This is a genomic window from Streptococcus gingivalis (assembly GCF_035544715.1).
Classification (GTDB): Bacteria; Bacillota; Bacilli; order Lactobacillales; family Streptococcaceae; genus Streptococcus; species Streptococcus gingivalis.
On record NZ_JAYKTO010000001.1, the window covers coordinates 754,520 to 778,399 of the forward strand.

Annotated in this window: 18 protein-coding genes; 3 read left to right on the forward strand and 15 right to left on the reverse strand. The window is 41.4% G+C overall.

Annotated features, from left to right (window positions below; all coding sequences use genetic code 11):
• Positions 1-103: 103 nt before the first annotated feature.
• From glgA to SM122_RS03745, 6 genes are all read right to left on the reverse strand, one after another.
• A complete protein-coding gene (glgA, locus tag SM122_RS03720; RefSeq protein WP_003012102.1) occupies positions 104-1,531 on the reverse strand; it encodes a glycogen synthase GlgA in 1,428 nt (475 codons plus the stop codon).
• Positions 1,531-2,667, reverse strand: a complete 1,137-nt coding sequence (gene glgD, locus SM122_RS03725) for a glucose-1-phosphate adenylyltransferase subunit GlgD (protein ID WP_324737804.1) — start codon at positions 2,665-2,667, stop codon at positions 1,531-1,533. Before glgD ends, glgA begins: the two co-directional genes overlap by 1 nt.
• A complete protein-coding gene (locus SM122_RS03730) occupies positions 2,657-3,799 on the reverse strand; it encodes a glucose-1-phosphate adenylyltransferase (RefSeq protein WP_324737805.1) in 1,143 nt (380 codons plus the stop codon). The genes glgD and SM122_RS03730 overlap by 11 nt, the downstream gene beginning before the upstream one ends.
• Before the next feature lie 50 nt (positions 3,800-3,849).
• Positions 3,850-5,757, reverse strand: coding sequence for a 1,4-alpha-glucan branching protein GlgB (glgB, locus tag SM122_RS03735; protein WP_031573435.1), 1,908 nt, complete (start codon positions 5,755-5,757; stop codon positions 3,850-3,852).
• Between the two features lie 339 nt (positions 5,758-6,096).
• Complete coding sequence (gene ptsP, locus SM122_RS03740) at positions 6,097-7,830, reverse strand: phosphoenolpyruvate--protein phosphotransferase (RefSeq protein ID WP_155168940.1); 1,734 nt, start codon at positions 7,828-7,830, stop codon at positions 6,097-6,099.
• A 4-nt stretch (positions 7,831-7,834) separates the two neighbouring features.
• The gene (locus SM122_RS03745; RefSeq protein ID WP_003006411.1) at positions 7,835-8,098 is read right to left on the reverse strand and encodes a phosphocarrier protein HPr; all 264 of its coding nucleotides are present in this window, start codon (positions 8,096-8,098) and stop codon (positions 7,835-7,837) included.
• Positions 8,099-8,574: 476 nt separating this feature from the next.
• Here SM122_RS03745 and nrdH point away from each other — a divergent pair, with 476 nt between their 5' ends.
• The 3 genes from nrdH to nrdF all read left to right on the forward strand — a co-directional run bounded on the left by nrdH (position 8,575) and on the right by nrdF (position 12,140).
• Complete coding sequence (gene nrdH / locus SM122_RS03750) at positions 8,575-8,793, forward strand: glutaredoxin-like protein NrdH (RefSeq protein WP_003006408.1); 219 nt, start codon at positions 8,575-8,577, stop codon at positions 8,791-8,793.
• A 114-nt stretch (positions 8,794-8,907) separates the two neighbouring features.
• Positions 8,908-11,067, forward strand: coding sequence for a class 1b ribonucleoside-diphosphate reductase subunit alpha (gene nrdE, locus SM122_RS03755; protein WP_031573442.1), 2,160 nt, complete (start codon positions 8,908-8,910; stop codon positions 11,065-11,067).
• A 113-nt stretch (positions 11,068-11,180) separates the two neighbouring features.
• Complete coding sequence (gene nrdF, locus SM122_RS03760; RefSeq protein ID WP_155168938.1) at positions 11,181-12,140, forward strand: class 1b ribonucleoside-diphosphate reductase subunit beta; 960 nt, start codon at positions 11,181-11,183, stop codon at positions 12,138-12,140.
• Positions 12,141-12,514: 374 nt separating this feature from the next.
• Here the strand turns inward: nrdF and alaS are convergent, their stop codons facing one another.
• From alaS to SM122_RS03805, 9 genes are all read right to left on the reverse strand, one after another.
• Positions 12,515-15,133: an alanine--tRNA ligase gene (gene alaS, locus SM122_RS03765; protein WP_004219906.1), complete on the reverse strand. Its 2,619-nt coding sequence runs from the start codon at positions 15,131-15,133 to the stop codon at positions 12,515-12,517.
• Positions 15,134-15,157: 24 nt separating this feature from the next.
• The gene (locus tag SM122_RS03770; RefSeq protein WP_070589439.1) at positions 15,158-15,643 is read right to left on the reverse strand and encodes an LURP-one-related/scramblase family protein; all 486 of its coding nucleotides are present in this window, start codon (positions 15,641-15,643) and stop codon (positions 15,158-15,160) included.
• 253 nt (positions 15,644-15,896) lie between these two features.
• Positions 15,897-16,841 (reverse strand): peptidylprolyl isomerase PrsA, encoded by a 945-nt coding sequence (gene prsA / locus SM122_RS03775; protein WP_155168936.1) that lies wholly within the window; start codon positions 16,839-16,841, stop codon positions 15,897-15,899.
• A 72-nt stretch (positions 16,842-16,913) separates the two neighbouring features.
• Positions 16,914-17,633: an O-methyltransferase gene (locus SM122_RS03780; protein WP_031573456.1), complete on the reverse strand. Its 720-nt coding sequence runs from the start codon at positions 17,631-17,633 to the stop codon at positions 16,914-16,916.
• 1 nt (position 17,634) lies between these two features.
• Positions 17,635-19,437 carry an oligoendopeptidase F gene (pepF, locus tag SM122_RS03785; protein ID WP_049486343.1) on the reverse strand — a complete coding sequence of 601 codons (1,803 nt, stop codon included), beginning with the start codon at positions 19,435-19,437 and terminating at the stop codon, positions 17,635-17,637.
• A gap of 72 nt (positions 19,438-19,509) precedes the next feature.
• On the reverse strand, positions 19,510-20,460 hold the full coding sequence (locus tag SM122_RS03790) for a competence protein CoiA family protein (RefSeq protein WP_155168935.1): 951 nt from the start codon (positions 20,458-20,460) through the stop codon (positions 19,510-19,512).
• Positions 20,461-20,533: 73 nt separating this feature from the next.
• Positions 20,534-21,115 carry a lipoprotein gene (locus SM122_RS03795; RefSeq protein WP_155168933.1) on the reverse strand — a complete coding sequence of 194 codons (582 nt, stop codon included), beginning with the start codon at positions 21,113-21,115 and terminating at the stop codon, positions 20,534-20,536.
• 167 nt (positions 21,116-21,282) lie between these two features.
• On the reverse strand, positions 21,283-22,455 hold the full coding sequence (locus tag SM122_RS03800) for an MFS transporter (protein ID WP_195487053.1): 1,173 nt from the start codon (positions 22,453-22,455) through the stop codon (positions 21,283-21,285).
• Positions 22,456-22,525: 70 nt separating this feature from the next.
• Positions 22,526-23,872, reverse strand: a complete 1,347-nt coding sequence (locus tag SM122_RS03805) for a DUF1958 domain-containing protein (protein WP_324737806.1) — start codon at positions 23,870-23,872, stop codon at positions 22,526-22,528.
• Positions 23,873-23,880 lie beyond the last annotated feature (8 nt).

Here is a 23,880-nt window from a genome sequence, read left to right on the forward strand (position 1 = left end):
TCTATTTTAGCAAGCTCTAAAACTCAAAAAAATAAACCGTTTTCTTTATAGGAAGAAAGCAACACAAAAAACGCCTCGAAAGGCGTTTGTATTATAGATCTATTTATAAGGATTGGTACAAATCATTGTATCGTTGACTAGCCGTATCCCATGAGAAGTCACGCGTCATAGCTTGCTCTTGGAGACCATACCAAGCCTGTTTGTCATTGTAGTAGACAGCCAAGGCTTCATCAACCGCCCAGTTAAACCAATAACCAGACAAATTATTGAAGCTAAAGCCTGTTCCACTTCCATCAACAGCATTAAACGGTTGAACGGTATCACGAAGTCCGCCGACTTCATGCACCAAAGGAAGGGTTCCATAACGCATGGCCATCATTTGAGAAAGGCCACACGGTTCAAAGCGACTTGGCATCAAGAAGACATCCGACGCTGCATAGATTTCTTGAGCCAATTGGACATCAAATGTGATATTCGCTGAAAGTTTATCTGGGTAGGCTTGACCAAACCAAGCAAAGGCATTTTCAAATCCAGGATCTCCTGTACCGAGCAAGACAATCTGAATATCCTTTTGCAAGAGTTGATGCAACTCTTCTACTACAACATCAAAACCTTTTTGACGTGTCAAACGAGAGACGATTCCAAACAAAGGTACATCATCGCGAACAGGCAGACCGACACGTTCTTGAAGAGCACGTTTGCTAGCTGCTTTACCTGAAAGATCTGAGAGACTGAAGTGATAGGTCAAGAGTGGATCCGTTTCAGGATTATACAGATCCGCATCAATCCCGTTTACAATTCCGGTCACCTTGCCAGACTCCATCCGAAGGATCTGATCCAAGCCACAACCATATTCAGCAGTCATAATCTCATGCGCATAGCTAGGAGAAACGGTTGTTACACGGTCAGCATATAGAATACCGGCTTTCATCCAGTTCAGACAATCATTCCAACGAAGCGTTCCATCTGCATAGCGTTCAAATCCAACTCCGAATAGATCCCACAACATTCCTGGGTCAAACTGACCTTGAAATTCCAAATTATGGATAGTCAATACTGTTTTAATTCCATGATAAGCTTGAATCCAACGGTATTTTTCCTTCAGCAAGAAAGGAATCATCGCCGTATGGTAATCATGGGCATGAAGAACATCTGGAATGAAGTCAACCCGTTCCATCGTTTCTAAGGCCGCGAGCTGGAAGAAGGCAAAGCGTTCCCCATCATCGAAGTCACCATAGACATGACCTCTAAAGAAATAATGTTGGTTATCAATAAAGTAAAAGGTGACTCCATCGCGCACAATGCGTTTCACACCAACATATTGACTTCTCCAGCCAACCTTGGTCTCAAAATGCAAGACATCTTCGATTTGATCTCCAAACTTGGCCTCTACCATATCATAGTAAGGGAGGATCACGCGCACGTCATGACCACTTTTAGCTAAGGATTTAGGAAGAGCGCCAATAACGTCTCCCAACCCCCCTGTTTTAGAAAATGGTGCACCTTCAGCTGCAACAAATAATAGTTTCATTAGACAATATCCTCTGTAACAATCGTTCCTTTTTTAACCACGACAGGTGCTTCTTCTGTCCCACGAATCGTCACACCAGCAGCCACTTCGACACCCTTATCCAGGATAGCATGTTCAACGATTGCATTTTCACGAACCACCACACCAGGGAAGAGAAGACTACTGCGGACCTCTGAACCTTGATGAAGGTGTACTCGACGTGAAACAACGGAGCGTTCAACGGTTCCTTCTACAATACTACCCGAAGCAAATTGAGACGATTTAATATGTGAAGTCTTGGAATAATACGTTGGTTCTTCATTCTTCACTTTCGTATACACTTTTTGATTTGGTGAAAAGAGCTTCATGAATTTTTGGTTTTCCAACATATCCAAGTTTGCATGGTAGTAGGATTCCACTGAATGAATATTGGCAAGGTAGCCTGTATATTCAAAGGCAAAAGCATTGTATTCCACTGCCAAATCACGCAAGATATAGCGCAATTTTTGTGGGTATTCTTTCTTGGCTTCTTCTTCAATTTTTTCAATCAACCAAGGAGTGTCCACAATAAAGACATCTGTTGACATGTTGTAGACTTCGTCAGGATCCTTGCCATCAAAAAGTTTTTGCTCTGTAACATGGTCTGTTTCATCAATTTCCAAGACAGCATTGACTTCAGAGATATTTTGAAGATGCAACTTTTTATAAACCACTGTAATCGGACGATCAATGGTATTATGGAGGTGGAAAATCTGATTGAGGTCAATATTCATCAAAACATCACTGTTTAAAGCAACTGTTTGGTTAGAACCAGACCGTTTCAAATAGGTCAATAATTGTCGGTAGTATTCTGGCCCTACCGTTGTATTTTCAACTGGAGTATTATAGATTCCGAGGTAATAGTGGCTCAATAAAGTAGACAAGCCCCACTCACGACCTGAACGAATATGGTCAAAGACTGAACTAATATTTTCTTGTTGAAAAATCCCAAAAACACTACGAATACCAGCATTCGCAAGACTAGACAACGGGAAATCAATCAAGCGGTATTTCCCACCAAACGGTAGGGATGCTACCGGACGATGGCTGGTCAAAGTGGACATATCATGATACCCAACTGTATTTCCTAAAATGGCTGAATATTTATCAATCTTCATCTGTTGCTACCCCCACTTTTTCATTGTAACCGACAACTTGTACTTCCTCTGTTCCATCAATCACGACACCTTCTGCAATGACTGCACCTTCCCCGATAATCGCGCGTTTCACGACAGCTCCTTTACCGATAATGGCATTGCTCATCACGACAGCATCTTCGACAACTGCTCCTTCACGAACTTGAGCTTCTGTTGATAAGATGGAGTGTTTGACTGTACCGTCTACCGAACAACCGTCGACGACAAGAGAATCTTCGACGTGGCCATGTTCCCCAAAGAAGTTCGGTGGAGAAATGAGGTTGCGTGAATAGATTTTCCAGTGACGATCGCGACTATCCAAGGCATTATTTGGATCGATATATTCCATATTGGCTTCCCAAAGAGACTCAATCGTACCAACGTCTTTCCAATAACCATTGAATTCATAAGCATAAACACTTTCGCCTGATTCTAGATAAGTTGGAATGACATTTTTACCGAAGTCTGACATATCGATATCACTCTTTTCAGCAGCAACCAACATATTGCGCAGACGAGCCCAGTCAAAGATGTAAATCCCCATGGAAGCCTTGGTGGATTTTGGTTCAGCTGGTTTTTCTTCAAATTCGACAATCCGATTATTGGCATCTGTATTCATGATTCCAAAACGGCTTGCTTCCTTCAAAGGTACATCTAGGACGGCAACAGTTAAGCTTGCATCATTATCCTTGTGCGCTTGAAGCATATCATCGTAATCCATCTTATAGATGTGGTCCCCAGATAATATCAAGACATATTCCGGATTGATGCTGTCGATATAGTCGATGTTTTGGAGGATGGCATGGCTAGTTCCTTCAAACCAACGATTTCCTTCACTAGCTGAATAAGGTTGGAGAATAGACACACCCGTATTGATTCCATCCAAGCCCCAGCTGGAACCATTCCCAATATGGCTGTTAAGGGCAAGTGGCTGGTACTGTGTAATCACACCAACATTGTGAATTCCTGAGTTGGCACAGTTTGATAGCGCAAAATCGATAATCCGATAGCGCCCACCAAATTGAACCGCAGGTTTCGCGATGTTTTTGGTTAATTTTCCAAGACGTGTTCCTTGCCCACCGGCAAGAATTAAAGCGAGCATTTCATTCTTCATTGACTACTTCCTCTTTTTAAAGCTTGGACTCCCTTAGAGTCAACCGATCATCATTTTTTATCTGATGTTTTAGATTTCGTTTTGCGAACCTTCCGTTTCACCTTCCAAATGCTAGCCCCTAAAGCCGGCAAAGTAAAGGTCAAAGTTTGTTCATAATCCTTCCACAGTCCATCTTGAGACTGAACTGTCGGATTGTGCTCTTTCCAGACACCTCCCCATTCTTCTAATTCTGTATTCCAAATTTCTTCATAGACCGCTGATACAGGCACACCAATCGTAAAGTCCTTGCGTTCTACTGGTGCCATATTGAAGACGCAAACCAAAAGATCGCCTTTACGATTTTTCCGGATCATAGACAAGACGCTCTGATCCCGGTTATCTGCATCAATAATCTCTAAGCCATCAAAGCTATCATCAATCTCCCACAATTCCTTGTGTTCTTTGTAGAAATGATTGAGCTGAGAAGTGAAACGACGCATCTTAGCATTCATTTCATCCTCTAGATTGCCCCATTCCAGTTGCTCTTCTGACTTCCATTCCAAAAATTGACCAAATTCTGAACCCATAAAGAGTAATTTCTTACCTGGATGGCAAATCTGATAGGTCAAGAGGTTACGGAGTCCAGCAAATTGATTGTAACGATCTCCCCACATCTTATGCATCAAACTCTTCTTACCATGCACCACTTCATCATGTGAAAATGGTAGTAAGAAGTTTTCAGAAAATGCATACATGAAACTAAAGGTTACCAGGTTAAAGTCAAATTTCCGGTAGATGGGATCTTCTTCGTAGAATCGAAGGATATCATTCATCCACCCCATATTCCATTTATAGTCAAAGCCAAGTCCACCTTCTTCTTCAGGACCCGTGATCTTTTGACCAGCAGAACTTTCTTCTGCAATCATCATGACATCTGGGTGTTCGTTCTTGATAATCGCATTCAACCGTCTAAGGAAATGAACGCCTTCGTAGTTGAGGTTTCCACCATCAATATTTGGTGTCCATGGACCACTATCGTAGTCAAGATAGAGCATATTGCTCACAGCATCGACCCGAATCCCATCTAAATGATAGGTATCAATCCAAAACTTCAAACTAGAAATCAAGAATGACTGGACTTGATTCTTCCCTAAATCGAAGTTCAAGGCTCCCCATCCGTAGTTATGGGCACGATGTTCATCCTGGTATTCAAAGGTTGGTGTTCCATCATAATAAGCCAAGGCATCATCATTGATAATGAAATGTCCTGGTACCCAATCCACGATCACTCCGATATTGTTGAGGTGGCATTCTTCCACGAAGTCTTGAAACTCTTCTGGGCTACCATAAGTCTGCTCGAGTGCAAAATATCCCATAAGCTGATAGCCCCAACTCAAGCCCAATGGATGGGCCATCACCGGCATAAATTCCACGTGGGTGTAGTTCATCTCTACCAGATACGGAATGAGTTCATCTTTTAGTTGTTTGAAGGTGTAGGAACTGTGATCCTCATTTCGTTTCCAAGATCCTGCATGAACCTCGTAAATATTAACAGGTCGTTCCTTAAAACCAAGTTTTTTACGGCGTGCTCTCCAGAGACCATCTTTCCAGTTTTTCTCTGGAATGGTCTTAATAATAGATCCTGTATTGGGTCTCTTTTCCATCCATAACGCTAGAGGATCGATTTTTTGCACCTGATGACCATTTTGTCGAGTCACCAAATACTTGTATATATCTCCCTCTTTTGCATCGGAACAGAAGACTTCCCAGACGCCTCCTTCATTACGAACCATTGGAATCTTACGAGCTTCCCAATCAGTGAAATCACCAATCAGATCCACCGCCTGAGCATTGGGAGCCCAAACACGGAAGGTAAAGCCTTCTTGTTCTCCCCTTGTTTCCTTGTGAGCTCCTAAGTACTCTTGAAGATGGAAATTATCCCCTCTTCCAAATGTCCATAAGTCTGTGCTTCTATCCATATACTCACCTCTTTATTTTTTTGAAAGCGTTTTCTAGTTGTTTTTATTTTACTATAAAATCACTTAATTTTCAAGTTGATTCCAGGAAAATCATGTAAATTTATCAGGAAAAGTTCTTTCATTTTCTCTTCCGAACCTTTTACTTCATTCCTTCGCTTTCCTCCTAATCTTACTTACGATTATACTATATATACGAGGAAAAATAAACAAAAAACCGAACATTCAAATCGCTATTTTTATTACTAACTAGTTTATTACGAATAAAATGAACATTTTTATGAACAATGTAAAAAAATCAAAAAAAGACTAAGACGGATTTGTCTTAGTCTTGTTAAATTCTTAGTCTACGTTCACGTATTCTTTTGAAAGTTCAAGAACTTCTTCCATTGTTGAACATTCAGTAAGAGCACGGTTAGCATATTCTTGCATTTTAGCTGTGTCGAGTTTCTTCATCAAGCTACGTGTACGAAGGACAGATGTCGCTGACATAGAGAACTCATCCAAGCCCATTCCGACAAGAAGTGGAACAGCAGTTTGGTCACCGGCCATTTCACCACACATACCTGCCCATTTGCCTTCAGCGTGCGCCGCTTTGATCACGTTGTTGATCAAACGAAGGATAGATGGGTTATATGGTTGGTAAAGGTATGAAACTTGTTCGTTCATACGGTCAGCAGCCATTGTGTATTGGATCAAGTCGTTTGTACCAATTGAGAAGAAATCAACTTCTTTGGCAAATTGGTCAGCCAACATCGCTGCGGCTGGGATTTCAATCATGATCCCTACTTCGATGTCGTCAGCAACGGCAACACCTTCAGCAACCAATTTCGCTTTTTCTTCTTCCAGAATACCTTTAGCTGTACGGAACTCAGTCAACAAAGCAACCATTGGGAACATGATCCGCAATTTACCGTGAACAGATGCACGAAGCAAAGCACGCAATTGTGTACGGAACATTTGGTTACCTGTCTCAGAGATAGAGATACGCAAAGCACGGAAACCTAAGAATGGGTTCATTTCTTTAGGAAGATCAAAGTAAGGGAGTTCTTTATCCCCACCGATATCCATTGTACGAACAACCACAGGTTTACCATTCATACCTTCAAGAACTGCTTTGTAGGCTTCGTATTGATCATCTTCAGTTGGGAAGTCTTGAGAATCCATGTACAAGAATTCAGTACGATAGAGACCAACAGCTTCTGCACCATTATCGTTTACACCTTCAACGTCTTTAGGTGTACCGATGTTGGCAGCCAATTCGAAGTGTTTTCCATCAGCAGTCACTGTTTTCGCATCTTTAAGGAGAGCCCATTCAGCTTTTTGTTTGGCATAAGCTTCACCAGCTGCTTTGAAGGCTGCGATTTGTTCTTCAGTAGGGTTGATCACCACTTCACCAGTGATCCCTGAAACAGCCAAAACATCGCCATCTTTGACAAGTTCTGTGATGTTATTTGTACCAAGAACAGCTGCGATTTCAAGTGTACGAGCCATGATAGCTGAGTGACTTGTACGTCCACCGATATTCGTGACAAAAGCTTTTACATACTTTTTGTTCAACTGTGCTGTATCAGATGGAGTCAAGTCATGCGCAACCACGATTGCTTCTTCATTGATAGAAGCAGGGTTTGGCAATTTCTTACCAAGCAAGTTGGCAAGGACACGTTTGGTAACGTCGCGAATGTCTGCTGCACGTTCTTGCATGTAAGGATTGTCTTCCATTCCTTCAAAGATTGCAATGAACATGTCAGTGACTTCTTTCAAGCCAGCCTCTGCATTGATTTTTTTCGTACGAATCGTTTCTTTGATCTGACCAATCATTTCAGGGTCAGCGAGAACCATCATATGCGCATCAAAAACTTGCGCTGCTTCTTCACCAAGGCTTGCTACTGCATTCTCCCGAATAAGAGAAAGCTCGTTTTGTGAAGCTTCAAGAGCTGCATCCAAACGAGCTTCTTCTGCACTTGTATCTTCGACTGAAACAGTCTCAAATGATAAGTCTGGTTGAATGAGCAAATATGCCTTAGCAACGGCAACACCGTCAGATGCTGCAATTCCTTTTAGCATTTTTGTCATATTTTTAAGCCAATCCTTCTTTAGTCATTGTTTCTGAAATAGCTGCGATTGCATCATCAGCGTCAGCACCTTCAGCAGAAATTACAACGTCAGCACCTTGACCAACACCAAGGCTCATAACACCCATGATTGATTTCAAGTTAACTGATTTACCTTTGTATTCAAGAGTGATGTCTGATGCAAATTTGCTAGCAGTTTGAACCAACAAAGTTGCTGGACGTGCGTGGATACCTGTTTCTGCCACGATGTGGAAATCTTTAGAAGCCATAATTGGACTCTCCTTTTAAAAAATAGTTTTTGAGTTACCTTTTGATAACCCTTACAATTTGGTATTATATCATCTTTTGAAATTTTTTTCAAGATTTTTATCACTGACTTACAGAAAAAGACTGCGAAAAATCCCAATTTAGATACATTCTAAGAAGTACCTGAAGAATGGAGAACAAATCTTTTCAATTTTCTACTATATTATAAGTAACATTTTCCTCCGCTTTCAAATAAAAAGAAGCAAGTGTACCACAGGATATTGATTCACAAAAAAATTATAACTAATTAAAGATGCTTTAAAGCCTATTCCTATCCCATTTCTTGGAATTTCTCAATTTCCGTTCACCACAATATATTGTGTTTTAAAAACCCCATTTCATATCTTTGCACAATATTTAGTTTTATTTTGTTGACAAGTTGCTGGATTTTGTTTATACTGTTTACAGATTTATATTTCGATAGGAGAACGAAAAAGAAATGGTAACCATTTATTCAAAAAATAATTGTGTTCAATGCAAAATGACCAAGCGATTCCTCGATAGCAATCATGTGGAATACCGCGAAATTAACTTAGATGAACAGCCAGAATTTGTAGAGCATGTTAAGAACCTTGGCTTCAATGCTGCTCCAGTTATTCAAACACCGGATGAAGTATTTTCTGGTTTTCAACCAGCTAAGTTGAAGAAACTTTCTTAATAAACACAGTATTTTGCTTAAATAGGGTCTAGCGTTAGCAACCTAACACTAGACTTTTTACTTGGAAAGAGAGGACTTCTCCTCTTCATTTTTTTGAACTAGAAAAGGATTATTATGGGATTAAAATCTCTTGAAGATGTGACGTATTTTCGTCTTAACAATGAAATCAACCGTCCAGTAAACGGCCAAATCATGCTTCATAAAGATAAAGAAGCTTTGGATGCGTTCTTTAAAGAAAATGTTGTACCAAATACTAAAACCTTTGACTCGATTACAGACAAGATTCAGTACCTTCTCGAGCACAATTACATTGAGAGAGCTTTTATCGAGAAATACCGTCCTGAATTTTTAGAGGAATTGGCCCAATTTATCAAAGATCAAAACTTCCAATTCAAGTCCTTCATGGCGGCCTACAAATTCTATAACCAATACGCTTTGAAAACAAATGATGGAGAATACTATCTTGAAAGCATGGAAGACCGTGTCTTTTTCAATGCTCTCTATTTTGCTGATGGAAATGAAGCTATCGCGCGAGACATCGCAAACGAAATTATCCACCAACGCTACCAACCAGCTACTCCTTCTTTCTTAAACGCTGGACGTGCCCGCCGTGGGGAATTGGTATCATGTTTCTTGATCCAAGTAACCGATGATATGAATGCGATCGGACGTTCCATCAACTCTGCCCTTCAACTGTCTCGTATCGGTGGTGGGGTTGGGATTTCTCTCAGCAACCTTCGTGAAGCTGGAGCACCAATCAAAGGGTATGAAGGAGCCGCTTCTGGAGTGGTTCCAGTTATGAAACTCTTCGAAGATAGCTTCTCTTACTCTAACCAATTGGGACAACGCCAAGGGGCTGGGGTGGTTTACCTCAACGTCTTCCACCCAGACATCATCGCCTTCCTTTCAACTAAGAAAGAAAATGCTGATGAAAAAGTTCGGGTGAAGACTCTCTCACTTGGTGTCGTCGTGCCAGACAAGTTCTACGAGTTGGCGCGTAAGAATGAAGAAATGTACCTCTTCAGCCCATACTCTGTGGAACGTGAATACGGAGTACCATTTAACTACATCGACATCACTGAAAAATACGATGAGTTGGTTGCTAATCCAAATATCCGCAAGACTAAAATTAAGGCACGTGATTTGGAAACTGAAATTTCTAAATTGCAACAAGAATCTGGCTATCCATATGTAGTCAACATTGATACTGCTAACCGGGCAAACCCTGTTGATGGAAAAATCATCATGAGTAACTTGTGTTCAGAGATCCTTCAAGTTCAAGAACCAAGCTTGATCAACGATGCCCAAGAATTTGTTCAAATGGGAACAGACGTCTCCTGTAACCTTGGTTCAACCAACGTAGTTAACATGATGACTTCACCTGATTTTGGTCGTTCGATTCGTGCCATGGTTCGTGCTTTGACCTTCGTTACAGATAGCTCTCATATCGTAGCCGTTCCAACTATTGACCACGGAAATAAACTGGCGCATACCTTTGGTCTTGGAGCCATGGGACTTCATAGCTACCTTGCCCAACAATTGATCGAATACGGATCACCGGAGTCTATTGAGTTTACGAGCATCTACTTCATGCTCATGAACTACTGGACTCTCGTAGAATCAAACAACATTGCGCGCGAACGTGGTGTTACCTTCCACAACTTCGAAAAATCTGATTATGCCAATGGTACTTACTTTGATAAGTACACGACTGGAGAATTTGTACCAAAATCTGATCGCGTCAAAGAACTCTTTAAAGATATCTTTATCCCAAGTGCTGAGGATTGGGCAGAACTGCGTGCTAAAGTTCAAGCAGATGGTCTTTACCACCAAAACCGCCTAGCTGTCGCACCAAATGGATCTATCAGCTACATCAATGACGTATCTGCTTCTATCCACCCAATTACACAACGGATTGAAGAACGCCAAGAGAAGAAAATCGGTAAGATCTACTACCCTGCAGCAGGATTGTCAACGGAAACGATTCCTTACTACACTTCTGCCTACGACATGGATATGCGAAAAGTCATCGATGTCTATGCTGCTGCAACTGAGCATGTAGACCAAGGTCTTTCACTGACTCTCTTTATGCGCAGCGATATTCCAAAGGGTCTTTACGAATGGAAAACTGAAAACAAACAAACCACTCGTGACTTGTCTATCCTTCGGAACTACGCCTTTAACAAGGGTATCAAGTCTATCTACTACGTCCGTACCTTTACAGATGATGGTGGAGAAGTTGGCGCCAACCAATGTGAAAGCTGTGTCATCTAATCCGCTATCCTAGATAGCTATCAAAAGTCGGTTCGCCGACTTTTTGTGCGGTATTCTATCAATTTATGGTAGAATAGTAACGATTGAATGAATAGAAAAAGAAAGTGATGCAAATGGAAACATACTACAAAGCCATTAACTGGAATGCGATCGAAGATGTCATCGATAAATCGACCTGGGAAAAACTGACAGAGCAATTCTGGTTGGATACACGTATCCCTTTGTCAAACGACTTGGATGACTGGAGAAAGTTATCTAATAAAGAAAAAGACCTAGTTGGTAAAGTCTTTGGGGGATTAACTCTTCTAGATACCATGCAATCTGAAACAGGTGTTCAAGCCCTTCGTGCGGATATTCGTACTCCCCATGAAGAAGCTGTCTTTAACAACATCCAATTTATGGAATCTGTCCATGCTAAGTCATACTCTTCTATCTTTTCTACTTTGAATACCAAGTCAGAAATCGAAGAGATTTTCAAATGGACCAACACCAATCCTTTCCTTCAAAGGAAGGCAGAAATCATCAACGAAATCTATCTCAATGGGACTCCCCTTGAAAAGAAAGTCGCCAGCGTTTTCCTTGAGACCTTCCTCTTCTACTCTGGTTTCTTCACACCTCTCTACTATCTTGGAAACAACAAATTGGCCAACGTAGCTGAGATCATCAAGTTGATCATTCGGGACGAATCAGTTCACGGAACCTATATCGGCTACAAGTTCCAACTTGGATTTAACGAATTACCAGAAGAAGAACAAGAAAAACTCAAAGAATGGATGTATGACCTGCTCTATACCCTCTATGAAAATGAAGAAGGCTATACAGAGAGCCTCTATGACGGTGTGGGCTGGACAGAGGAAGTCAAGACCTTCCTTCGCTACAATGCTAATAAAGCCCTCATGAACTTGGGACAAGATCCACTCTTCCCAGACTCAGCGGATGACGTCAACCCAATCGTTATGAACGGAATCTCAACCGGTACATCTAACCACGACTTCTTCTCTCAAGTCGGAAATGGTTACCTTCTCGGTGAAGTAGAAGCCATGCAGGATGACGATTACAATTACGGACTATAAGAAGAAAAACCTTTCCGTTTGGAAAGGTTTTTAAATGTAGACAACCTATTGTTTTACATAAAACAGATAGATGATTTTCAAAAAATGACTTTTATTTTTTAAAGATTAAAAACTTTCCGCCGTGAGAAAAGTGTCTGAGACATAGTAGTCTCAGACACTCGGAATTCTTGAGACCTTAGTCTCAAGAATTAGTCATGGAACTTCGTAGAAGTTCGCTGACGTCCGTACTCACCTAAGGAAAGTTTTTCAGAAGACTTTATCTTCAATCTGAAACCTTTCCAGACGGAAAGGTTTTTTTGTTGCAATCTTTTTCTAATTGGATCTGCTTCTTTTTTGAAAAAAGAGGTTGAACAAACATCCAACCTCTTCGATAATTACAATTTACCTGCTACAGCATCCAACAATTCTTGGATCTTGGCTTGGTTGCTTCCTCCTGCCATGGCCATGTCTGGTTTACCACCACCACGTCCATCGACGATTGGAGCCAATTCTTTGATCACATTACCTGCATGCACATCTTTTGTCTTGCTGGCTACAAGGACATTGACCTTGTCACCGATGGCTGCGACAAGAACAAGCACATCAGAGTAATCTTTTTGTTTCCAGTTATCCGCAAAGGTACGAAGGGCACCTGCATCTGATACAGAAACTTGGCTGGCAATGTAACGGTGTCCGTTTGCTTCTTGAACATTCTTGAAGACATCACCTGCTGCCGCTGCTGCTGCTTTTTCCTTCAATTCTGCATTTTCTTTTTGCAATTGACGGAGTTGTTCTTGAAGACCTTCCACCTTGTGAGGGACTTCTTTGAGTTGAGGAGCTTTCAAAGTTGCTGCGACTGCTTTCAGAGCATCTTCTTGTTCACGATAAGCTTCAAAGGCTTCCTTACCAGTCACTGCCAAGATACGACGAGTTCCTGATCCGATCCCTTCTTCTTTGACAATCTTGAAGAGACCAATTTCAGAAGTGTTACCTACGTGAGTACCACCACAGAGCTCAACAGAGTAATCACCAATAGTGACAACACGGACTTCCTTACCGTATTTCTCACCAAAGAGGGCCATGGCTCCCATTTCTTTAGCAGTATCGATATCTGTTTCAATTGTTTCGACTGCGATCGCTTCCCAAATCTTTTCATTGACTTGTTGTTCAATAGCTCGCAATTCTTCAGGAGTTACGGCTTGGAAGTGGGTAAAGTCAAAGCGAAGGAATTCTACTTCGTTGAGAGATCCTGCTTGGGTTGCATGGTTACCAAGGATATTGTGAAGAGCCGCATGGAGCAAGTGAGTCGCAGTGTGGTTCTTCATGACACGATGACGACGATTGGTATCGATCGCCAAGGTGTATTCTTGGTTCAAGGCAAGAGGAGCAAGAACTTCAACAGTATGAAGTGGTTGTCCATTTGGTGCTTTTTGAACATCTGTCACTGTCGCTACGACGTTTCCTGCAGCATCCAAGATTTGACCATGGTCCGCAACTTGTCCACCCATTTCAGCATAGAATGGAGTTTCTGCAAAGATCAGTGATGCAGTCCCTTCAGATACAGCTTCTACTTCTGCATTGTCCGCTACAATAGCCACCAACTTAGAAGGCAATTGGCTAGCATTGTAGTTGAAGCTACTTTCAACTGTAATGTTTTGAAGGGTTTCATTTTGCATCCCCATGGATCCGCCTTTAACAGCTGATGCACGCGCACGTTCTTGTTGTTCCTTCATGGCTGCTTCAAAACCTTCACGGTCGACTGTCATACCTGCTTCTTCTGCGATTTCTTCTGTCAATTCCACTGGGAATCCGTATGTATCATAGAGTTTGAAGACATCTTGACCAGCAATCACTGTTTGACCTTTGGCTTTCAAGTCTTCAACGATGGTTTGGGCAAAGTGTTGACCAGAGTTCAAGGTACGAGCAAATGATTCTTCTTCACTCTTGATAATTTTTTCGATAAAGTCTTGTTTTTCAAGTACTTCTGGGTAGTAGCTTTCCATGATCTTCCCAACGGTTGGAACCAATTTATACAAGAAGGTTCCTTCAATCCCCAATTTTTGACCATGCATGGAAGCACGACGGAGGAGACGACGAAGAACGTAACCGCGTCCTTCATTACCTGGAAGAGCCCCATCTCCAATCGCAAATGAAAGCGAACGGATGTGGTCAGCAATCACCTTGAAGCTCATGTTATCGCCATCTGGATCATAGGTTTTACCAGACATCTTTTCCACTTCACGGATGATCGGCATGAAGAGGTCTGTTTCAAAGTTAGTCTTCGCCCCTTGGATAACGGCTACCAAACGTTCCAAACCTGCGCCCGTATCAATGTTCTTGTGTGGTAATTCCTTGTATTCGCTACGAGGAACTGCTGGGTCAGCGTTAAATTGTGACAAGACAATGTTCCAGATTTCGATGTAACGGTCGTTTTCGATATCTTCCGCAAGCAGACGAAGACCGATGTTTTCAGGGTCAAAGGCTTCTCCACGGTCAAAGAAGATTTCTGTATCTGGTCCAGAAGGTCCCGCACCGATCTCCCAGAAATTGTCTTCGATTGGGATCAAGTGACTTGGATCTACCCCAACAGCGATCCAACGGTTGTATGAATCCTTGTCGTCAGGGTAATAGGTCATGTAAAGTTTGTCTTTAGGGAAATCAAACCATTCCGGACTTGTCAAAAGCTCATAAGCCCACGTAATGGCTTCATCACGGAAGTAATCTCCAATAGAGAAGTTCCCCAACATTTCAAACATGGTATGGTGACGGGCAGTCTTCCCTACGTTTTCGATATCGTTGGTACGGATGGCTTTTTGAGCATTGGTAATCCGTGGATTTTCAGGTTTGATGGTTCCGTCGAAGTATTTCTTAAGAGTGGCAACCCCTGAGTTAATCCACAAAAGCGTTGGGTCGTTTACTGGAACCAAGCTAACAGATGGTTCTACAGAGTGACCTTTGCTTGCCCAGAAATCAAGCCACATTTGACGGACTTGTGCACTAGATAATTGTTTCATATTTTTCTCCTAATTTTTTTAAGCTTAATTTGCGCCAGCTTCTAACATTTCGACATAATCGATGGCGACACAAAGTGAGATGACTAAATCAGCGTATTCATCCTCATAGACCGATACTTGGTAGGTAGAGGTTAGATGAAAGAGTTCCTTGCTAATCTCAGCGACGATTTGATCCCGATCATCGAATAATTTGAATTCTAGGTCCCAGATATTTCCTTGTACCCGAAGTCCCAAATCTTCGATATCGTATTTATCCCTGAAGAGCGTCAGTTTTTTATGGATAAAAAAGCGGTCCCCATCCTTCAACTCAACCACAAACTTAGGAAGAAGGCTGATTGTTTTTTTAACGATGTGGCTCACTTCTTGTCCATTCTTATCGTAGATGGTAAAAGTCTTGGGAATCTTAAGAAAAGATCCCTCAACCTGGTACTCAACATTTCCCAACTCATCTTTGATATCGAACCGCTCGCCACCCAATCGAAATTTTTGTTTCACTTGATAGGTTCGCATCTTTTGATCTCCTTTAAAAAGCTCCAGACAACTGCCCATAAACAAAAAACAAGCCACTAAACGAAGGGCGAAAAACCGCGGTACCACCTTCATTCAATGAACTTGTCATTCTTCATTTTATATGCAATTGTCTCAGCCGAGTAGCAAAATCATTTCTCTTCCATGGCTCGCACCCCCGCCACTTCTCTGATTCCGAGTAACAATGATTTATTCTCAACTATTTCATTATACAAGTTCCAAAAGGAACCGTCAACTATTTTTTAGATGATGATTTGCTATCGCTCGTTTGAACACCGATATTTTGCAAATATTGGTTAAATGTTGATTTGAAGGCATCATCTTTGACCTTGATATTAGCATTGGTCATCGCTTTTGCAATAATGCTACGGATGTAGTTGGTATCTTGCTTACGACCGTCAACAATGATCTCTTTCAAACGTTTTTCGTATTTCTTCCAGTCAGAACCTTTTTCTGTTTTCTTATTCAATTTGACAATATAGTAGCTAGCAGAATAGTTTTGACCTGCTGAAACTGTGATCACATCTGAAATGCCGTTTTCATCCAATTTAAAGGCAGCTTCTTTGACTTGAGATGGGATACCTGATGTTCCTGAATCGAACTTGACTTCGCCACCTTTATCTTTTGTAGCAGTATCTGTTGAATTGTCTTTGGCGATTTGGGCAAAGTCTGCACCTTCCGCTTTAGCAGCTTCCAACACTTCTTTTGCTTTATCTTCTGAATCTAACTTGATAATTTGTGCTGTTACTTCTGGTGTGTAAGATTCAAAAGCTGCCTTGTAGTCAGACTCTTTGATATCTTTCTTAGCCGCTTGGTTGACTGCATACTCCAACAACATATTGCTACGGATTTGTTTCTTCGCTGTTTCTTCCGTCAAGCCTTGTTGCGCCAAGTAAGCATCGAATTGGTTGCCTAATTGTTTCTTTTGTTTAGCCAATTCTTTATCGACTTCTTTATCAGAAACTTTTGATCCATATTCTTTTTCAAAGACTTTATTGATGGTCATTTGGAAAAGAACTTGTTGAGCACCTTGGTTGGTTTTGATTTCATTATAGAAATCAGAAACTGTGATCGTGTCCCCTTTCATGGTCACGATATCTTTGTTTGTGCCATTGGCACACGCTGCTAGTGTTACGACTGATAGCAAGGTCACAGCACCTGCTACAAGTTTTTTCTTCATGAAAATTATTCTCCGTTCCTTTTTAAACTTCTTCTATTTTACCACAAATTAGAGAGAATACCTTAAATTTACCTAAAAAGAGCTAGGATCTGGCAAGGTTACCGTCTCTGCATTTTTCCGAATCATCAAAATACCATCTCCAAGTGGCACCAAACTGGCGGTCAAATCTGGATGATTGAGAGTCGCATGAAAGAGGTTCTGAAGCCCCCGGTAAATGGTTCGTTGCCCACGACGCACTTCCATGATGTCCTTGGCAACATCTCCTCCTTGGAAAATATCATCCAGTACCACAATTCCCCCAACCTCTAAGAGTTCGAGAATCCGTGGTAAAAAGACGATGTACTTAGACTTAGCAGAGTCCATAAAGACAAAGTCATAGGTCTCTGTTAAATCCTGCAATACATCTACTGCATCTCCTTCAAGCAAGGTGATTTGCTTTCTCTGATCGTATTTAGCCAGATTTTCCTTAGCAAAGCCAATCATCTCTTCATTCCGATCAATAGTGGTAATTTGTGCATCGGGAGCATTTTCAGCCATTAAGAGCGCTGAAAATCCAATTGCTGTCCCAATTTCAAGGATTTTCTTTGGTTGTAGGGCTTGTAGGAGTAGTCTAAAGTAAGCTACCGTTTCATGCGGAATAATCGGAATATTTTCCTTGCGGGCGAATGCTTCTAACTCCTCCAAGGCACCTGCTACCGGTTTTTGACGCGTGCGCATAAAGTCAACGATCTCGTCTTTAACCACTGGCCGGCGCATATTGTGGTTGGCATTTTTACTATAAGACTCTACCATCTTATGCGAGTCCTAATTTTTCTACTAGGGCTTCAAATTCATTGAGACGACGTTCAAAGACCGCAAAGGCTGCGTCCAAGTAGTCTTCTTTTTCCATATCAACACCTGCTTTGCGGATGACATTGAGTGGATAGTCAGAATTTCCAGCCTTCAAGTAGTCGATATATTTGTCACGATCTTCCTGAGTTCCGTGAACTATTTTTTCAGCTAAGGCAGAAGCTGCTGCAAAACCTGTTGAATATTGGAAGACGTAGTAGTTATAGTAGAAGTGAGGAATCCGAGCCCATTCATATTGGATCTCAGGGTTGTCTTCTTTTGAAAGACCATAGTATTTTTCATTGAGCTCTGCATAAAGGTTGTTCAAGAACTCACTAGTCAAAACGGTACCTTCTTGGTCTGCTTTATGAATGGCATGCTCAAATTCGGCAAACTGGGTTTGACGGAAGACGGTTCCACGGAAGCCATCCAAGAAGTGATTCAAAATAGCAAAGCGAGTTGCATCGTCTTCTACTTCTTCTAACAGACGTTCGGTCAGGATATTTTCATTGGTTGTAGAGGCGATTTCGGCAAGGAAGATGGAATAGTCCCCATAGACATAAGGCTGGGTTTCACGGGTATAGCTAGAATGCATACTGTGACCAGTTTCATGCACCAAGGTGAAGAGATTATCCAATGTATCTTGCCAGTTCAACAACATGAAGGCATTGGTATCATAAGAACCACCTGAATAAGCACCTGAGCGTTTTCCTTGGTTGACATGCACATCAATCCACCGTTCGCTAAAGGCACGTTTTACACGAGAAAGGTAGTCCTCACCCAAAACAGCCAAGACTTCTTCTGCTTTGGCCAATGATTCTTCATAAGTAAACTTGTAGTCTGTATCGGATAATGGCGTATACATATCGTACATCTTCAAGTCTGAGATTCCAAGAATTTTTGAGCGCAATTGCACATAGCGTTGCAAGAGTGGCAAATGTTTGTTCACCGCTGCTACCAAGCTATCATAAACACTTTCTGGTACAAAGTTTTCAGAAAGGGCCGCTTCACGAGCAGATGAGAATTTGCGAACTTTGGCATTAAAGTTATGAACTTTCACATTGGTTTGCAAGGTTTTAGCATAGGTATGTTGGTACTGTTCATAGACCTTGTAGAGACCTTCGTAAGCTTCTTTACGAACGGCACGATCTTTAGATTCTACCAAAGAAATATAGTTCCCATGGGTTAATTGAACTTCTTCGCCCTTGTCATCATGTACAGTTGGGAAAACAATATCTGCATTGTCCAAGATTTCAAAAGTTTCTCCACCAGCCGCAAAGATCTCACCAGCTCCTGCAAGTAATTCCTCTTCTTTTTGAGACAAGACATGTTCTTTCTTCTCAAGCAAACGATCAAAATAATGACCATATTGCTCCAAGTCTGGAACCTCACTCACAAAGGCTTTGTACTGCTCATCCGTAATGGCCATGAATTCAGGCTCATAGAAGGCAAAGGTTTCGCCTAACAAGCTATAAAGAGACATCCCTTTTGATTGGTACTCTTGGTATTTAGCCACTCGTGTATCTTGGTCATTTTTCATATGGGCATAGACGTAGACCTTTTCTAAGCGACGGCTCAATTCCAAATATGCATTGGTTGTATCCAAAAGTGTTTGCGCTGAATCCAACAAATGGCCAGCATAGTGGTTTGCTGCTTTAATATCTGCAGCTAAGCTGGCTGCTTCTTCTTCCCAAGCTTGATCTGTCGCAAAAATTGTCGACAAATCCCATTGGTATTTTTCATCAATTTCATTACGTTGTTTTACCATTTCGATTAATCCTCCAATGGTTCTATTTTAGCATAAAAATGAACATTTCGGGAGGATTTCTATCTTAGAAAGTTAGCTTTTCTGTTGAGCATAAAAACGTGGGGGATAAAGGATCTGAACGGGTTGGATCCCTTGCGACTGATAATAGACCATAAATTGCTGGTAGTAATCTTCTACATCCTCTTCAATTTGGAGCAAGTTCTGTGAAAGGATCGGACGACAAAGAGGATAAAAGAAATCCAGCCCCAGTTCCATCAGATGGTGTCCCTGCAAATAGAGTTCTTCCTGAAGCTTCAGCCACTTTGGATGACGATAAAAGAGTTGCTGCTGTATATACGTTAAAAATGTACGATCGAGCTCGACTGCCATTTGCTGCATGGGTTGCGAAAGATAAGGGGTCCGTAAGACTTCCAGTAAAGACCTTTGACCAAAAGGGAAAACTTCTGTTTGATAATGCAATCGCCCTCGTAAATCCTCATGAATGAGGTATTGCAGACGTAGCTCTTTCTTTGTCAGATCCAATTCCCAAAGATGGAACCCTCGATTCTGACTAAAATAAAGAAAGCCAGCCTGTAGCTTTGTTAGTCTTTCCTTGAGCCACAACTTTTTACCAAGTAACCAATAGACCTGGTAACCGTTGGATCGATAAGCATCGCTCCTCTCCTTCAAGCGTTCTAAAGATAGGGAGCTGCACTGCACTTCCAAAGCTAAGTTCTTGTCTACTACCAAAAGATCGGCAATTTGTTGAAAGTCTGCTAAATAACTTTCTACCTCTGTATTAGATTCCTTAGAGGCCCAATCATAAAGACAAGCTTTCAATTCCAGATGTTCAAAACTCTCAGCTTCGTGATGATAGGGACAATGCTGTAATTTTATATGAGCAAAATGAGCCCGTAGAACCGAGCCATTTTTTAGACGCACTGGACTATGACAAACCAAGCAATAGAAGGGACCTTCTGTCACAGGCGGAATCTCCTCCATACAATTCCAGCGCTCTTTATTTTTATCCATGGCAATAAACATAGCCCCACCTCCTCATCTATATCATTCGAAAAAAATAAGAAAAAGGCTGGAAATTTCCAACCTTTTTTTGCTATTATTCGTCAGAATCTGAGTCTGAATCGTCACTAGAATCATCAGCAACAGGAGATTTACTCAATTCTTTCTGCATATCTTTCATTTCTTTACGAGTACTTTCCAACTCTTCTCGAGCATCTTTCAAGCTTTCGATCAGAGCTTCACGGTCTTCTTTAGGAACGACAGTACTATCTGAACCGATGCTTTCCAAGCTTTCATTAAAGATATCTTTTTGGTTTTCTAATCCTTGCTTTAAGGTACTAATCATTGCATCGTATTGTTCTTTTGCAGAACCTGTCACAGAAGTACCTGCTTCTTCAGTAATAGAAACAGATTGATCCATTAATTTTGCAAACAACTTTTTAAAGTCTCCAACTGTTTTAGCCTTGCTGATTTCAGCGTCTGTTAAGAGGCTAGAAGATGAAGTCTCTTCTGAATCTGTTGAGGTATCCTTGCTTTTTGAAGTGTTGGCAGATTTGCTCGTCACTTTAGTAGTTGATTGACTATTTGAAGTTTCCTTCTTTGTGTCTTGTTTGTTTGAACAAGCAGCTAGGGAAACAATCGTCAAAAGAGCAGCTGTCGATAAGATCATTTTTTTCATAAAATGGTCTCCTTTATATTTATTTTACCTCATTCTACCATCGAATACTTTGATTGCCAAATCAATTACTAGTTCTTAATAATATCAAAAAAGCCGGACAAAACACTGTGAAATCAGTGTTTCTGTCCAACTCCTCGATGATTAGTCATACAATTGTAACAATTTCATTAGTCTACTTTGCCACCAAAAAGGCCGTGAGCCTTCCCTTGGGGCATTTTTAAGGCAAAGCTCAGCAAAAAGACGATCCCTACAACCCCTGCTAAAAAGAAACTCATGACTTGGTAACCGCCTCTTTCAATACAGAGGGCTGCGAGGGGTTGTAAAAGAATGGTTCCTAAATAACGAGCTCCTTGGACAATGGCCATAGCAAGAACCAAGTCTTTGCCATTTACCTGTTGGGCGATAAACCGTAAGGAGACCATAATCAAAACCATCCCTGTTGTATGCTTGGCTAAAAGAGTCAAAAGCACTTTTAAGAAGACAGGACTTGGAAGAGCGTAGACAACATATTGAGCAAAAATAATCCCGATTGGAAGAGCGATCAAAACCCGTAAAGGCCAGTGGTCCATGAATCGATCAGAGAAAAAGATCAAGGGAGCTTCCACTACGACGGAGATAGCCACAACTGTTGAGGCAATATGAACTGGTAGACCACTATCCATGAGTAGCTCAGGAATATAGGTATGACCAATATTTCCAACCCCTGAAGCCAAGCCAATCAAAATGATAAAGAAGAGGTAAGGTCCATTGTGAAGAAGGGGACGAATAGAAACTGGCTCTTTAACCTTTTCTTCTTTTTTCTCTCTTGTCTTCATCCGAACGGCACTTAGACAGAAAATGCTGAGTACAATGGTGATCAAAACCGTATAATAGACAGCTTGGGGGCTAAACTGATGATAGACCCAGCCGGCTATTTGAACACCGACCGAGTAGCCAATGGTTCCCCAAACGCGAATCTTCCCAAAAGCGTATGGACTTTGCGTTGCAAAAACTTCCATCATGGGAGCTGTCCCATTCAAACAGACTAGAACAATCCCATAAAAAACAGTCAGCCAAAAGAGATTGGGGGCCCAAAGAAAACCGAAGACACCACCAATGATCACACTCAGACTGAGGGTCGTCATTTTTACGATTCCAAATCGCTCATTGATATACCCAAAGAAGGGTTGGGCTACCATGGATAAGAAAAAGGCAACCGATACCAAAGTCGACACTTGAGTTGCACTATAGTGCTTTCCCATCAAATAGACGGAAATGAGGGTCGTAAAGAGAGATGTGGACATAAAATAAAAACTATAGAGCAGCATATAAGCCGCATAAGAATTTCGGAATTTTTTCATTTACATCCTTTCTAAAAGTATCATAATGGAACAATGACAAAACCCAACTGACAATCAGTTAGGTTTTATTTTATTCTTTATTATAGCGTTTTTGAGCATCTTTTTTGCGTCTCTCACGACTTTGTTTTTCAATCGAGAGAATGATGACAAGAATGAGAATTGGAATCAAGATCAGGAAGTGATCCAGCGAAAGCCATTTACTGTGCTTAGCCGTTGTCTTTTTCCCACTTGCTGCTTCTTTGACAAGCTCTGGCTTGGCCCCTTCTTCTACCTTCATATCATCTCGGATACCTTCAGACAAGGTGTAGAGATCATTATCTACTGTCAGATAGCCATCTTTTACCGCAAGGGTCGGTTCTTTAGCACCTCTTTTGACCGTTGCATAGAAGGGTTTTTCAAGTGTATAGGTCTTGCCGTCAATCTTCTGGACACCTGCATCTAACAATTTTTTATAGCCAAAATCTTTATAGGCTTTTTCGATCAAGGCATTGCCAAACGGATGGCGGTAATATTCCCCATCTTGGTCTGCCCAATCTCCTACGCCCATAATGACAGCAATTAAGCGCTGATTGCCCCGTTTGATGGTCGCAATATAGTTGAAAGCTCCACGAGGGCTTGAACCAGTTTTCAAACCATCCACACCTTTCAAGGCATACTTGGCTCCTGGCAATGAATAATTGTAGGTATCAAAGGTTTCCTCATATGGAGTCCCTTTTTTGACCGTGACTTGTGCTTGATTGGTATAGTTTAAAATATCTGGGTATTGATTAATAAAATGATAAACCAGAATTCCTAAATCACGAGCAGTTGTCTGGTTGGCCGCATCATTTGGATAATTGTTTACCTGATAGTAGCCTTGCAAGGTGGAGATGGCCGCCCCACTCGGGTTATTCCAGACCGTGTTGGTCATCCCTAATTCCTTAGCCTTGGCATTCATGCGCTCGATAAAGGCATCTGGATCATTGTTGGACATAAGATTGGCCAACATGAGGGTCGATACATTTGAGGATGGAACCACTGTCATGGTAATCAACTCAGGAATTGTGTAGTCTACCCCAGCAACAATATTATTGTTGGAGATCTCATAGATCTTTCCGATCGCTTGGTCTGAAGCGGTCGCCTTGATCACTGTATCCTTACTGATCTTGCCATTTGCCATATCTTCAAACAAGAGATAGAGCGTCATGAGCTTACTCATGCTGGCAGGATCTCTGACTTCATCGATATTGTCTTTCCAAAGAACATTGCCCGTATTTCCGTCAATAATAAGCGAAGAATGTGGACGGTTAATGGCTTGGACATTGTCATTTGGATACATCTTTTGCGCCATATCCACCAATTCATCCGCACTCGCTAGAATTGGCTGGCATAAGAGACTCAGAAGGAGGCAAATATGGATCAAATATTTTTTTATCATAAACTTTT